We start from the raw sequence: 13,692 nt of genomic DNA on the forward strand, positions 1-13,692 counted from the left end.
CATATAAATAAGCACTTCTAAAACCAGAAGTGCTTAGTAATTCACCTCATAAAAAACCTACATATGAAATTAGCCAAGTTATACATTAACAATGAAGCTCCATATGCTGTTAATAATAGAGCTACCACTTTTATATCGACAGAAACCCCCTTAACAGTATATAAAGGTGACAAGTAGTACATTAAAATAATAGTCGACATGATGCTAAAGAGGCTAGATATGTTTCGTCCTCTAGAGTCCAGACGCACCACCAAAGCAACCTCCTGCAATTGCACCACCCAAAGCACCGCCAGCTACACCGCCAATGCCTCCTGAAGCACCAGCCACCATGCCGCCAGCTACACCATTCGAACATGCTCCTGAACCTAATCCTTGACCTGCGGCAGCAGAATTTCCTAAATTACCTGAGCTATTACCATTTGACTGGCCACCATAACCATATCCAGATGACATACCGCCACCACCTTGACCAGAATATGCACCATCACCGCCGCCATCGACTATCATTATTTCATCTGCATTAAGGTTATACATAATAACTTCCTTTTAATTGATACAGTAAAAGAGTACTGCGCTCATGTGTGATTAGCTGATTATTTATCGAGTTAGCCATATTTTCTTTTTACCTGACAACTCATCTATATAACCAATTAAATTTGGTAGCCAAGTTATAGTTTCTAACGTCATAGAAAATATCGGCACTTTCAACATCTGGATCGTACTAAGTTCTGTTTTTAGCTCATAATCTGATATATATGAACGAGCTAATATCAAATAGAAAATCATGTTTATCACACCTAACAAAATAGGAATCCAGATGTTAAACACGATCATAAAAAATAATAAAATCAAACTAGATGGAAAAATGTATTGTATTGCTGTAATAATGAACCACGGAGTAGAGCATAAACCAGCCACCCAATGTGTTTTCCAAGCGACAACGTAAGCTTCGACACGCCCTCTCGCCCATCTTCGTCTTTGCTTAAATAAGCTCTTTGCATCCATAGGACATTGAGTGGTTGCTTTAGCTCTTGGTGCATAACCTGTTTTATATCGGTTCGATATAGCTTTCCAACACCAAGCAATATCCTCAACTAGCCATTCACTCCAACCACCTAACTCTTTTACAACTGATGCGCGATGAGCTACAAAAGCTCCTGCTAAAACAGGCACGCACCCCAACCTATCCTGCGCTGCTCTTATTGCACCATAAAAGCTAATATGTTCATAATGTTGAAGTAAACCGATAAAACTATCTTGATAATTATTTGGCGTTATATATCCGCATACCGCTGCATAGCGGTCGTCAGACCATAATTTTTGAACTAATTCTTGAATTCCATTTTCTTCAATAAAAGTATCACTATCCACAACAACATAAACTTCACCAGTAGGAATATCTAAATTAATAACATAGTCTAAAGCAAAACCCTTTCTACCATTATTAATAGGCTTATTAATTAGTTTATAATTTTGGTTTCTTTCTATCGTCAACCATTGTTCTACCTCTTTGGTCGTTCCATTTGTTGAACCATCATCAATTAATAGAACCTCTAGTTTATGTGGATACTTCTGAACTTCTAAAAATGATAAAACACTTAATATTAAATTAGGATCTTCATTGTAATATGGTACAAACACAGAAACTGAAGGGGTTGATATAGAATTCGCACTTTCCGCCTTTAGTTTATAAGATGAAAACAATATAATGGTAGTCAACAAAGTGATCGCTGATGTAGCTATTAATAAAAACTCTATTAAATCAAACATACAAACCACCCTTAACAATATTGACTAATTAAATTATTTATTGAGTCTCTCGAGTATCTACATTTGATCAGGTTATCGTCGTTCAAAATGCTAAATGACGAATATTTAAAATTTCTCAGTTCAAAGTTAAAATCACCTACAATTAAATTTTCTTGCTTCGCAAGTTCAATAATTTTATATTTAAAGGCATCTGAACGAAATTCTCCCAAGTGCATTCGATTAGATGACACTAAAGAGTTTTTTATTTTTTGTGCCAAATGCAAGTTGTTACTATTCTTATCTTTCACATCCAACTCTTCTAGTATTGCGTAATTCTCGTAGTGACCAAGATCCAATAGGAACAATTCGATAAGATTTTGTACGTTATGTTCAGAAAAATCCTCATTGAACATTGAGTATTTATTCAATGTTATTAATAAATTTTTCAACCAGTCAGTAATGAGTAAATGATCATCCCAAACAGCCCCTACGCCATCAGCAAGTACATAATTACCAAAATCAGGCACAGCAGTAATTGTTCCAAAATCTAAAAATCGACCATCAATGCCAATATTAGAGCTTGTTAAAGAACCATGTGGGATCCCCTTAACCCTAGAATAAGCGACTTGTTTAGCTATTCGACAGACAAGAACCTTTAGACAATTGAATAGTTCTTGCTTAGAAGAAAGTTTTGTATCACTAAGACCTAAAGATATCGGTAAATATTTAATGGACTCTCGCACTCTATTTGCATCATCGCATCTGAGAAACATATTTTCATCAGAAGGCCAGAAAAAAGCAGCTCTTTCAAAATGTGCAGGGCGAATAGCGAACTCTCTGATTGCCAAAGCGCAAGGTTTTTTCGGTTTATCATCTAAATACAAGAATTCTTGGTGTACATTAGTTTTAATAATGGCTAACGTTCTAATTGATCCTAATGGCAGGTGCTTATGGCACAGCTCTCCCCAAATAGCTTCTGCAATAGCTTCGTCTAAAAATAATTTCCCATGAGAATGTGATTCACTCATGTTTTGAGCTAAAAGTGGAGTTAAGCCAATACCTTTAACTTGAAAATACCCATCAAACCCGCAACGAGCACTTCCACCATTGCATACTTCATGTCTTGAACCATAACGATCAGCCCAAAAGGCCTTACGCTCGTTATCCAGAACTCGACTTTTGTTCGTATAACCGTCAGAAACATACGAGTACTGTTCTAACAAAAAATTTTCTATTTCTTCGATTGTACCATTATAACCATACACTTTGAGTAGATCAGTATTTACCCATACCAGTTCAGTATTTTTTAACCTTTTAGCCTTAAATAAAGCAAAAGATATTGTTGGCAATTTTTGGTCAAAAATATCTAATTTATCAATGTTTTTTTCAAATCTTTTTTTTATGAAGTTAATGTCCATAAGCATTTTCCCTATTATGCTTAACTACCGAACCTGTCTTATCTCGAATGCTAATATTGATCGACTTATATGAAATACCAGTTTTATTTCGAACCTTACGATATAAGTCACGTATAACAGTTCGAGATGAAAATTTATCAGCAATGATGAAATCAACAACGATAAGATGTTCACCCTCATTCCAACACATAGGATGAAGAGCAAAACGCTCTTGGGTAAAGTATTCGTTTAGTGTCCTTCTGCTTACCCAGGCCCAAAGGACATACCCCGAAGGTTCAAGATCGCCATCGTTTTTTATCAACCAATATTGATCGTGAAGAATTGCTGGTTTTACCCAATGTAAAAAGGAGCTAATGTTTATGTCTCGTCTATCTTTGTCTTTAGCTATTATTTCTAAAAATTGGCCAAGTTCTTGAAGTACTTCTTCTTTATATTTCCCCTTTTGCCCCCTACCAATAAATGATGCATTTAGAGTACTAACTCGTAAAGCTTGGGTTGCTTCATCGCATGACATTAATACCTCCAGTAAGCTTACTAATATAAACAATCACTAAACTTTATCTAAAGTACATTAACTTTTTTTGTTATTAAGAACTTATCTACACCTATTCGAGTTATATCTCAAATAAATCTGCATCAAGTTATTTTTTGGTGATATGTTTCGGTAGAGATCACAGGTAATTCGCTTCGTTGTGTCTTTTTATGAAACTAAATAATGAACTTACGCTCTGAACAGCCACATCCGATAATTTTTATAAGTTTAAATAATCTTGAGTATAGTTAACCATTGGTAGGTGGTTTCAATTTAAGAGTTACATTAGGTATGTTTATTTTGATAGATGATCAAACAGTACAAACATGTTTCATCTATCAGTGACTAAGATTAAGTTTTTAAATGGCTAAAATCCATTATAGCCTATTAATATGTACCCTCCATTATACCCACTTTAACAACGTCTCACGAGAAGAGTTTGTGCTTATAGAAGTAATGATATACTAAGATTGTTTATGCACTGGCTTAGATAGAGTTTATGCTACTGAATTATAATAATTTTTAAGGATATACGAATGAAAAAATTAGCTAGTATTCTCGGGCTTTCAATTGCCCTTTTTGGTTGCTCGGATAATGAAGTTGGTGATGTGTCACTAGGCATGTTTACCATGAAGGACATAAAGATTTCGAATTTGGATGACGATAAAATTTCAGGGATAACCTGTCACATCGCATCAGTTGAAGCTAATTTAAGTTTGGCAGACCCGAGTGATAGTTCAATCTCTTGCCGTCAAACCGGTGATATAACACCAGAAATGCTTGCGGCTATCGATAAAAGTAAATCTGGCGAAGTTGTCTTTAAAAAATCAAAAAGCATTTTCTTTAAGACAATGAAAGTTAGACGTATCTACGATGCAGATAACCAGACCCTACTTTATTTGTCTTACACAACAAAAGAGACCGAAGGAAGTTTCAAGCATAGCCTGTCTACAGTACCGTTATGGGGAACTAAGGCTTATATTCAACCAACCACTGAAAGTTCTCAGTAATTGCCACAGAGCCAAACTACCTAAATTGTAAGGTTCGGTATGATATGGGCGAGTATATCGGTTTAAAGTATACCGATAATACCGCCCCTAACATGCGCGAAAGTGAACAAAATTACATCTATCCTTCAGAAGTATCCGCAGATGCCTTTCTTGGCTTTAATCTAACAAGACTGAGCAACCTCTCTTAAGCATTGTATTTGGCACAATAAACCACACGATTGGTTATTGCTGATCTTACCCAACAAATTATTGTTTATTTGATATTTTCTCTTTTTCGCTTATATGCAGAACAGATCACACTTTGCCTGCCTTTTATTGCATTTGTGTCACATTATTAATGCACTTCCACCTGTATATTCCCGACCACAACAAAACTCGTTCGAAAACAATAAAGCTCGTTCGAAAACAGTAAAGGTAACGAAATGAAAAAAGTATTTGCTCACCGTGGTATGTCAGCGTTAGCACCAGAGAATACGCTAGCCGCTTTTTCCATGTGCAAGCAATATGGTATTCAATGGATTGAATGTGATGTCGACATCTTGGCCGATGGAACGGTTGTACTCTCTCACGACGATACACTGGATCGTTGTACTGACCGCTGTGGTAGCTTATATGACCTAACCAAAAGCGATTTACCAAGTATTGATGCTGGTAGTTGGTTCCATGACGATTTCATTAACGAACGAATCCCTACTTTAGAACAACTCGTTACTCTTGCTAATGAACATAAGCTCAACCTCAACGTTGAAATCAAATCATGTACCGCAGGTTGGGATATGACAGAGAAATTGCTTGATAATGTCATTACCGAGCTACAGAAGCTTGATGAAGAGCGAGGGCTTATAATATCAAGTTTTAACCATCTAGCACTAGCTGAATTCAAACGTCGTCGCCCTGATACCGCCATTGCGTGCTTATTTGAAGATGCAAACCTATGGGATGATTGGCACTCGATTATTCAAGCTTGCCAAGCTGAATATATTCACCCAGAAGATGCCAATTTAACCAAAGAAAAAGTACAGCAATTCAAAGCCGTCGGACTAAAAATCAACGTTTACACTGTAAATGATCTTGCGCGTGCTAATCAGCTATTCAACTGGGGCGTCGACGGTGTATTTACCGATATTGCACACCAGTTCCCATCTAAATATAAAAACGTATAACGTGAATCGCTCTTACAAGAATCAATAATAAGAGAAAGTATATTATGAATAAAGTGATACAAAAAATAGGTTTTGACTCCAACAAACGGTTTTACGGTTTTTTATCTGTTGTTATGTCAGGCCAAATAATTTATTCCGCCTTTGAAGCTTTTAAAGGTACATTTTATAACCTTTTACTCGATGTACTTAGTATTGATAATACGCAGATGGGGATATTATTTACCCTTATTGGCTCTGCGATGTTTTTCTATATTCCGGCTGGCTGGGTGAATAACCGCTTTTCTGTTCGTTCCATTCTAATGAACAGCCTCATTGTCCGCTTCCTCAGCATGATGTTTATCATTGTGTTCCAGCCCGACTTTACCGTATTAGCCATTATTGCCGCTATATGGGGTATAACCGATGCCATATTCTGGCCTGCTGTTGTGAATGGCGTTACCTTGATGTCGGGGGACAACAACAAAGGCATGGCATTTGGCTTACTTGAATCTATTCGTCGTGCAATGGAAATGAGCATGAATGCCGCTATTGTGGGTATCATGGCTTTAGTTGGTGGCTCGATCCTAGTCTTCAAAGGTGCGATTGTTTTCTACACCCTGCTGATTATTCCGATGATCTTCCTTATCTGGAAATATGTGCCAGAAAATACACTGCATGTACAGGAAGGCGAAACTAAGAATAAAGCTGCGCTTAAAGGTCTGATCCATGTATTGAAGATGCCAACAGTATGGTTAGCTGCATTGACTTCAATGACAGTCTATTGGACTTACATCACTCTTATTTATACCGTGCCTTATTTACAAGCGGTATTTGGCCTAACTACTTCTCAAGCTGCGATGTTCGGTATTATCAATACAGGTGCTATGGGTGTTGTTGCTGGGCTAGTAGCAGGTTCAATCTCGGATTTCGTGTTTAAATCTTCAACTAAAATGATGATGTTTGCGCTTGGTTTAACTGCTCTGTGTTTACTCGGTACTATTCTGATGCCAAAAACTGAAGGCATGTTAATGATGAACATGATCTTATTAATGGCATTCTCGTTCTCTATTTTCTTAGCCAAAGGCATTATTTTAGCTCCGGTAGCAGAAGCAGGCGTTCCTAAAGAATGCAGTGGCGCAGCCATGAGTGTTGGTTCATTTGCTGCCTACGCGTCTGTATTCTGGGCATACGCGCTTAACGGTTGGATCATTGATACTTTCGATAAAGTTGAAGCATATCAAATGATCTTCGGTATTGGCTTAACCGTTTCTGCTGCCGGCATGGTATGTGCGGGTATTTTGCTGATGGTGAAACGTCGCCAAAACACTCAGGAAAACACTCAAGTCGCTTAATCAGATAAAACTACATCAATAAAATCACATCAATAAAAAAGGGTGTCGCATCGACACCCTTTTTGTTCCCTTAACCCGCCCTGTAACACTAGCGTACTTTCACGGCAGGCCTTGCCCGTCTCTTTACCTTTAGCATTAGCCACACGGCAATCGCACCATATATCACGACCTGTAACCAAAGTTGAACCCAGTAACCAATCACTTGGTCAAAGCTTGCTCCCATTTGATTTAATCGTAAAAAAGCATTGATGGCAGGCGTAGAGGGCACTAACTGAACCAAGGCCGTAATGGGTGCAGGGATAGCCTCTATAGGCCAAATAAAGCCTGTCGCAAAAACGATTGGCAGTGAACTAAGCAGTACCATTACCGTTACTAACTCTCGGCGAGAAACCCACTGACCGAGGATCATACCTAGAAAGATAACAGCGAATAAAAACGGTAACACCATCGCAAGTAAATCGGATATTTCAGCTAAGCGATTAATGTTGTAATAGCGAAAACTAAAACCAAAGTAATACATCACTAATGGCAGATAAATAAGGGTAAACGAGATACCTCGAACAACCAGCACCTGCCATGCTGGATAATGTAACCAGTAACCGGATTTTCCCTCACGATAATGTTCATTCTGCCCTCCCCCCAGTAGCCCAACGGCAATGAGTAAGGTTTGGTGTAAAATCAAAACGAAGACTGCCGGAACAACATAGTTTACATACCCCATTGTAGGGTTGAACACTGGCTGGGCACTCGTTTTGATCGCAGTGTAGTGCTGTGAAGCCAACACGAGATTATCGCCTGACATTACCATGCGAGACACTTTAGCTTTAGCACTTAATGTACCACCGGCGGTGGCTAACCCTTCTGCAATGGTGCCATATACCAAGAAGTATGCCGCATCTCCGGCGTAAGCAAGTGTCGGACTTTTTCCTAGCAACAAGTCACGGTTAAAATGTTGCGGGATCACCAGCAAGCCATCAACCTGACCATTATTCACAAGTGCCTTTGCCTCACCCAAGCTATGTGCTCGCGCTGCAATTTGCACCTGCGGGGTTGCATCAACCATACGTTCCAGCTCACGGCTTAATTGTGTTTGGTCTAAATTAACGACTGCAATAAGTTGGTTTCGAGGCAACTGGTTTGAATAAGGCAGTGGGTATAAAAAAGAATAAATTAATACCCCACCAAATATGGTAAATAAAATCGAAGGGTTAGTGAAAATAGCCCTAAGTTCAAATTTGAACAGTGAACGCCAACTCATCACTTACTCCCATTCTGGTTACACACACTACCACCTTGTGCAAGCTGTACTGCTCGCCATACTGCAACGACAAAGCACACAGAGAAAACCAACAAGGCCAGCAACTGAGGCATCGCAAGCGCCAATGTTTGTCCCTGATTAACCTGATGAACTTGAATATCCAGGTAATGTGATACTGGTAATATCGTCCGCCAGATCTGCGCCAAAAGTGGCATATCACTCGCCGGAAAAGTAACCCCAACAAACGCAAAAGCGGGCGCAGTAAAACCAGCCGCCATACTCATCGCTTTTGTCGCATCCAATGTCAGTAAGTAGAACAAACATGCAACCGCTTGGCAGGCCAATACCATAAGGCATTGTGCCAGAAGTAAAATGCCCCAGTGCCCGTGCATCGGCCAACATAGTACCCCATATAAGGCGGTTAAGAATATTCCCCCCTGCACCATAAACAACAAGGTATACGGCAACAATTTAAGGGCTAAATTACGCGCAGGCATACCTGACAGCCACTGGCAAATACCCTGCTGCGAATTAGCACTGTTACGAGCTTCAAACGACAGGGCCATGATCGTGGTAATCACAATCGCAATTTGCCAGATAGCAGGAATAGCCGCAGAAACAATGAACTGGCCATAATGACTGTTGCTGTTATATAGCGGTGTAATTTGCGACCGTAAAGGTACTGCCTGCCCGAGGGCTTGGACCGGCACACTGTCACCACTTGCCATATTTTCCAGCGTATCTATTGAGGCGTTTAAGGTACCTTGTGCCTGCATCACTGCAGAATTCACAAGCTTCGCAATTAGAATAAACTGGCTGTTATAAAAAGTAGTGACCGTTGGTGATAGCCCTGTTAACGTCTCTTGTTCAAGCATTGGGGGGATAACCAATAGTGCATAAATACCTCCCCCTCTCAACGCTGCACTCCCCTCGGCGACAGAGGTATATATATCTGACACCGCTAAGACAGGACTCGCATCATAATGGCGGACTAATTGCCGTGATAATTGACTATGGTCGAGATCGACAACTCCAATCGGTAAATTCCGTGCAATGCCGGTGGAGAATATTCCCCATAGCAACGTAAATAATAGTAACGGCAGCCAAAAGGACATTGCAAAAATCCATCGGTCACCTTTGATTATCCGGCACTCTCTAGCAAGTTGTGCTAACACACTCACCTCACCCGTTTCTTGAGCTATTGTCATAAACGATTACTCAACAATGATACTCATACCAACACGTAAACCTTCGATCGGTTTAAGTGGACGAGCCTCAACCTCAAACGTTCGCAAGTCAAAGCCTTGGGTTGCATCGGTCGTGCGCCACGTTGCGAAATCACCCATCACAGCCACATGCGTTACTTTGAACTGATGGCTTTCACTACCTAAAGCTGGGATAACCGCCTTAAACTCTGCACCTTTGTTGTAGTTTTTTAGGTTATCTTCACGCACATTGAATACCGCCCATGCATCGTTCATATCAACCACGCTCACAACCGGAAAACCTTGTGGGGCTAATTCACCAGCATGGAGCAGAACTTGTGCCACTTCACCGTCGTACCAACTCTCAACCTGTGTATCTGCGGCATAAGCTTCCACTTCAGCAACCGCTCCTGCTGCCATACGTGCTTTTTCAACGGCTGCACGCTTGGTTTCGTCTCGCGCCCCTTCTTTTGCCATTGCATACATCTGATAAGCTGCTCGCTCAGTAAATCGCGCAGCCTGCCATTGGGTATAAGCTTCGTCACGCTTTTGTTCAGCCATTACACCGTCTTCATAGAGGTTATCTACCCGTTGATAGGTTTTTTCCATCAAAGCAGCAGCCGCTTTAGCTTTTTGCCACTGATCACTCGCTGCTGCTATCTCTTGGCTGCGAGCGCCTTTTTCAGCTTGTGCCGCCATTGCCCCAGCAGCCTCTCGTCCGGCTTTTGCCTGTTCAAGCTTGGCGTCAATTTCTGGACTTAACAGGGTGAAGATCAATTCGCCGCGAGAAACTTGATCGCCTTTTCTTACCAAGACCTGCTCAATCCGTCCCGGTACTTTAGAAGAGATACTGTATTGCTGTGCTTCAATCTGCCCTTGCATTCGTATCGGGGCTGGCTGATAAGCTTGCCAGAAGGTAAACCCTAGCCAGCCAACAAGTGCCGCAACCGGAACAAGCATTGCAATAGACTTAAACTTACTCATGACTGAACCTCTATACCTTGATATTGCTGATATTGATTAAAACTATTAATTTCACCACTCACGGCCAGTAACCGGGTAAGAGAAATGACATACTGATAAGCTGCGGCCGAACGCTGGGTTCTAACCCCCGCTAAATACATTTCGGCATCTACAACATCAAGCGATGTTGATAAACCCTGACTGAATGCTTTTTCACGTAAGCGGACATTTTCTTTGGCAAGCTGCAAACTTGAAGCTAAGCCGTTGTACTCTTCTAATGATTGCATTGCTTCGCGGTACGTTTTTTCAACCAACACCGTTAAATCTTGCTCTGCTTGAGCACGTAAGTAGTTCACTTGGGTGACTGCGCTATAGGCAGCTTTGACTTTCCCCGAGCGACCAGAATTATCTAATAACGGAATATTTACCCCGACACCAACCGCCCAATCAGGTGCGGTTTTCGATGCCAATGTGTCGTCTTCATGCAGGTTATAATTCCCGTACAGATACACTTCTGGATAGTATTTCCCCTTTTCTGCATCAATCAGCCCGCTGGCCTGCTTTTTCTTGGCATCAAGAATATGTAACCCTGGGTAATCAATCAGGGTCTTATCAATAAAAGCCGACATAGGCGGTAACGATTGATTGATAAACAGTGCTGTTGAAGGCATTGCTGGTGTATCAAGCTTCAACAATTTGGTTAACGCAACTTGCGCGATTTCCATATCTCGCTGGGCTTTTTGTCGCTCAACACGTGCTTTATCGTAAGAGGCTTCTGCTTGTAGTTTTTCGACCTTTGCTATCTGGCCTTGCTGCTCAAGCTTTTTTGCATGTTCAAAATGTTTTTTCAGGCCTAATTCAACATCCAGACGTGCATCTAGCACTTGCTGTGTTAACGCAACACCAAAATAAAACTTTGAGAGATCTTCAAATGTTCCTTGCTGCTTCATTGCCAACAGATACTGAGCTTCTTCTGTTTGCCCTTTCGCAATATCTTGGGCCGCACTAATCCTGCCGCCGGTAAAAATCGGCCAAACAGCACGAATGGAACTGGTGAACACATCGCGCTCAGTCAGCTGGGAAGTAAAAAGTGGATCAAGCGAAGAGAGGTTAAGATTAAGCTTATCGCTAACCGCCATGCTATCAAACAAGTCTGAGGGTTTGATTTCTACGGCTTTATCAAGACGGGTATATTTTGCCGAGGCGGTTACTTTCGGAAGGTACAGATCTTTTGCTGCATCTTGCATATGGCGAGTACGATCGACATTGGCCCGCTCTGCCGCCAAGCCGTCATTATTTTCAACTACAGCGCGCCACGCATCAAAAAAACTGACATTTTGACGAGCAGTATATGGCGTTGCTGTATTGGTTTTATTCTCACCATCAATTGGCGATACCGCAGCTGTCGCTGGCATAACAAAAGATGCACAACATATTAGCAAAGCGATGGGTTTTAGTTTCATTTTGTACCTTTCAGCCCAAAGGTGGCTAGATACTCAACATTTTAGAGTGGAAACTCTAAAATACAACCAAAACACTGAATGCTCAGTTAAATTAATGTAGATAAAAAAAGAGCGGGCTCAGCCCGCTGCATAAAAATCCAAGCTCCTTCAAGGCACAAAAGTATCTTGAGGTAACTTAAATATAAGCCTAATCGACAACATCCTTGTTGCGAGAACCATTACAGAAATGAGATTATCACCACACCATTATACAGAATAGCAACCTGTATAATAAGTGTGACACAGATCACCCTTGGGTAATAATAATAAACTCAATAAGAAACCAGACACCTAGGCGTAATAGGCTGTAATGAACCAAACTTAAATCCTGTTCCAGCAATATAGGCGTCGCATTTATGCAGATTGATTTAGCGCCGCTGATCTTTGAATTATGTGCAATTATTATCAGTGCCGCGATTCTTGGCACACTCTTTTTATATGCCTGCCAGCCCATTATTCTCGCCTATATCGCAGCTGGTATGCTTATAGGGCCACACGGTCTAAACCTTGTTACCAGTGCCGAAAATATTACGCAAATAGGCAACCTTGGGGTGATATTGCTACTCTTCTTAATTGGGCTGAACCTCCAACCTAAAAAGTTACTCAGCCTATTTAAAGAAAGTGCCATCATTACTCTCGGTACTTGTGCGTTTTTCTTTTTAATCACATTGCTGTTCTGCGTATCTATCCAACTATCCGTTATTGATGCCATTATTGTGGCTGCTGCCATGATGTTTTCCAGCACGGTAATTGGCTTAAAGCTCATTCCAACCACGACGTTGCATCACAAGCGCATGGGTGAAGTCATCACCAGCATTCTGCTGGTGCAGGATATCCTCGCCATTAGTGTGATCATCTTTTTCAACATGGGTGACGGGAACATCATGCTATTGTCATTTGTTTTCATGCTTGGCAAATTTGCCATGCTTTGCTTGCTCGCATTTATGGGGGTTCGCTTTCTGATCTTACCGCTATTTCGTCGTTTTGATGTCATTCAGGAATACAGCTTCGTCACAACATTAGCTTGGTGTTTTTTCTGGGCAGAACTCAGTCACCAAGTGGGGCTATCATATGAGAGTGGGGCATTTATTGCGGGAATATCCATTGCAGTTAGCCAAGTCTCGCAGGCTATTTCAGTACACCTAAAGCCCCTACGTGAGTTTTTTCTTATTCTGTTCTTTTTCGCTATCGGCGCAAGAATGACACTGGACCAAGCCAATATCTATGTTTTATGGGGCGGGGTTTTTGGCGTTATACTCGTCGCAGTAAAAGCATGGGGGTTTTCAAAGGCTCTCTCTTTAGCGAAAGAGAAAGACTCGATGAATAGAGAACTAAGTGCAAGGCTGAGTCAAGCCAGTGAGTTTTCATTCTTAGTCGCCTATGCGGCGATGCAAGCTAATTTACTCTCACCCGATGCAGCATTGTTTATCCAAGTGGCCACTATGACCACATTTATCGTTTCAACCTATTGGGTCGTGAAACGCTTTCCAACCCCTATATCTACCGTAAGTAAACTTCGGCAAGACTGAGTTTGTTTACCATGAATGTAGATAGTCCAAGC

At 40.9% G+C, this 13,692-nt stretch carries 12 protein-coding genes; 4 read left to right on the top strand and 8 right to left on the bottom strand.

Features of this window, described 5'->3' with window-relative positions; genetic code table 11:
* Positions 1-231 precede the first annotated feature (231 nt).
* The 4 genes from L4D78_RS22050 to L4D78_RS22065 form a co-directional block, all read right to left on the bottom strand.
* A complete protein-coding gene (locus L4D78_RS22050; protein ID WP_428468916.1) occupies positions 232-534 on the bottom strand; it encodes a hypothetical protein in 303 nt (100 codons plus the stop codon).
* Between the two features lie 63 nt (positions 535-597).
* Positions 598-1,770: a glycosyltransferase family 2 protein gene (locus L4D78_RS22055; protein WP_428468917.1), complete on the bottom strand. Its 1,173-nt coding sequence runs from the start codon at positions 1,768-1,770 to the stop codon at positions 598-600.
* An 11-nt stretch (positions 1,771-1,781) separates the two neighbouring features.
* A complete protein-coding gene (locus tag L4D78_RS22060) occupies positions 1,782-3,167 on the bottom strand; it encodes a protein adenylyltransferase SelO family protein (RefSeq protein ID WP_428468918.1) in 1,386 nt (461 codons plus the stop codon).
* Positions 3,157-3,681: a toxin-activating lysine-acyltransferase gene (locus L4D78_RS22065; protein WP_428468919.1), complete on the bottom strand. Its 525-nt coding sequence runs from the start codon at positions 3,679-3,681 to the stop codon at positions 3,157-3,159. Before L4D78_RS22065 ends, L4D78_RS22060 begins: the two co-directional genes overlap by 11 nt.
* A 554-nt stretch (positions 3,682-4,235) precedes the next feature.
* On the opposite strand from L4D78_RS22065, the gene L4D78_RS22070 reads away from it, so the two are divergent.
* From L4D78_RS22070 to L4D78_RS22080, 3 genes are all read left to right on the top strand, one after another.
* Positions 4,236-4,709: a CreA family protein gene (locus L4D78_RS22070; protein ID WP_428468920.1), complete on the top strand. Its 474-nt coding sequence runs from the start codon at positions 4,236-4,238 to the stop codon at positions 4,707-4,709.
* Positions 4,710-5,131: 422 nt separating this feature from the next.
* Positions 5,132-5,872, top strand: a complete 741-nt coding sequence (locus L4D78_RS22075) for a glycerophosphoryl diester phosphodiesterase (protein ID WP_428468921.1) — start codon at positions 5,132-5,134, stop codon at positions 5,870-5,872.
* Positions 5,873-5,916: 44 nt separating this feature from the next.
* Complete coding sequence (locus tag L4D78_RS22080; protein ID WP_428468922.1) at positions 5,917-7,203, top strand: MFS transporter; 1,287 nt, start codon at positions 5,917-5,919, stop codon at positions 7,201-7,203.
* A gap of 88 nt (positions 7,204-7,291) precedes the next feature.
* Here the strand turns inward: L4D78_RS22080 and L4D78_RS22085 are convergent, their stop codons facing one another.
* From L4D78_RS22085 to L4D78_RS22100, 4 genes are read right to left on the bottom strand one after another with little or no spacing between them, the layout of a single operon-like run.
* Entirely contained in the window at positions 7,292-8,461 is a 1,170-nt protein-coding gene (locus L4D78_RS22085; RefSeq protein WP_428468923.1) for an ABC transporter permease, read from the bottom strand.
* Entirely contained in the window at positions 8,461-9,669 is a 1,209-nt protein-coding gene (locus tag L4D78_RS22090) for an ABC transporter permease (RefSeq protein ID WP_428468924.1), read from the bottom strand. The genes L4D78_RS22085 and L4D78_RS22090 overlap by 1 nt, the downstream gene beginning before the upstream one ends.
* 6 nt (positions 9,670-9,675) lie before the next feature.
* On the bottom strand, positions 9,676-10,650 hold the full coding sequence (locus L4D78_RS22095) for an HlyD family secretion protein (RefSeq protein WP_428468925.1): 975 nt from the start codon (positions 10,648-10,650) through the stop codon (positions 9,676-9,678).
* On the bottom strand, positions 10,647-12,092 hold the full coding sequence (locus L4D78_RS22100; protein WP_428468926.1) for a TolC family protein: 1,446 nt from the start codon (positions 12,090-12,092) through the stop codon (positions 10,647-10,649). The genes L4D78_RS22095 and L4D78_RS22100 overlap by 4 nt, the downstream gene beginning before the upstream one ends.
* Before the next feature lie 395 nt (positions 12,093-12,487).
* Here L4D78_RS22100 and L4D78_RS22105 point away from each other — a divergent pair, with 395 nt between their 5' ends.
* On the top strand, positions 12,488-13,660 hold the full coding sequence (locus tag L4D78_RS22105) for a cation:proton antiporter domain-containing protein (protein WP_428468927.1): 1,173 nt from the start codon (positions 12,488-12,490) through the stop codon (positions 13,658-13,660).
* Positions 13,661-13,692 lie beyond the last annotated feature (32 nt).

The organism is Photobacterium minamisatsumaniensis (genome assembly GCF_050336695.1).
In the GTDB taxonomy this organism is placed as follows: domain Bacteria; phylum Pseudomonadota; class Gammaproteobacteria; order Enterobacterales; family Vibrionaceae; genus Photobacterium; species Photobacterium minamisatsumaniensis.

Excerpts from the sequence above, each read along its gene's own strand:
- L4D78_RS22065 (WP_428468919.1), bottom strand. The coding sequence starts at position 3,681 with ATGTCATGCGATGAAGCAACCCAAGCTTTACGAGTTAGTACTCTAAAT.
- L4D78_RS22095 (WP_428468925.1), bottom strand. The coding sequence starts at position 10,650 with ATGAGTAAGTTTAAGTCTATTGCAATGCTTGTTCCGGTTGCGGCACTT.
- L4D78_RS22070 (WP_428468920.1), top strand. The coding sequence starts at position 4,236 with ATGAAAAAATTAGCTAGTATTCTCGGGCTTTCAATTGCCCTTTTTGGT.
- L4D78_RS22050 (WP_428468916.1), bottom strand. The coding sequence starts at position 534 with ATGTATAACCTTAATGCAGATGAAATAATGATAGTCGATGGCGGCGGT.
- L4D78_RS22085 (WP_428468923.1), bottom strand. The coding sequence starts at position 8,461 with ATGAGTTGGCGTTCACTGTTCAAATTTGAACTTAGGGCTATTTTCACT.
- L4D78_RS22075 (WP_428468921.1), top strand. The coding sequence starts at position 5,132 with ATGAAAAAAGTATTTGCTCACCGTGGTATGTCAGCGTTAGCACCAGAG.
- L4D78_RS22090 (WP_428468924.1), bottom strand. The coding sequence starts at position 9,669 with ATGACAATAGCTCAAGAAACGGGTGAGGTGAGTGTGTTAGCACAACTT.
- L4D78_RS22105 (WP_428468927.1), top strand. The coding sequence starts at position 12,488 with ATGCAGATTGATTTAGCGCCGCTGATCTTTGAATTATGTGCAATTATT.
- L4D78_RS22055 (WP_428468917.1), bottom strand. The coding sequence starts at position 1,770 with ATGTTTGATTTAATAGAGTTTTTATTAATAGCTACATCAGCGATCACT.
- L4D78_RS22080 (WP_428468922.1), top strand. The coding sequence starts at position 5,917 with ATGAATAAAGTGATACAAAAAATAGGTTTTGACTCCAACAAACGGTTT.
- L4D78_RS22060 (WP_428468918.1), bottom strand. The coding sequence starts at position 3,167 with ATGGACATTAACTTCATAAAAAAAAGATTTGAAAAAAACATTGATAAA.
- L4D78_RS22100 (WP_428468926.1), bottom strand. The coding sequence starts at position 12,092 with ATGAAACTAAAACCCATCGCTTTGCTAATATGTTGTGCATCTTTTGTT.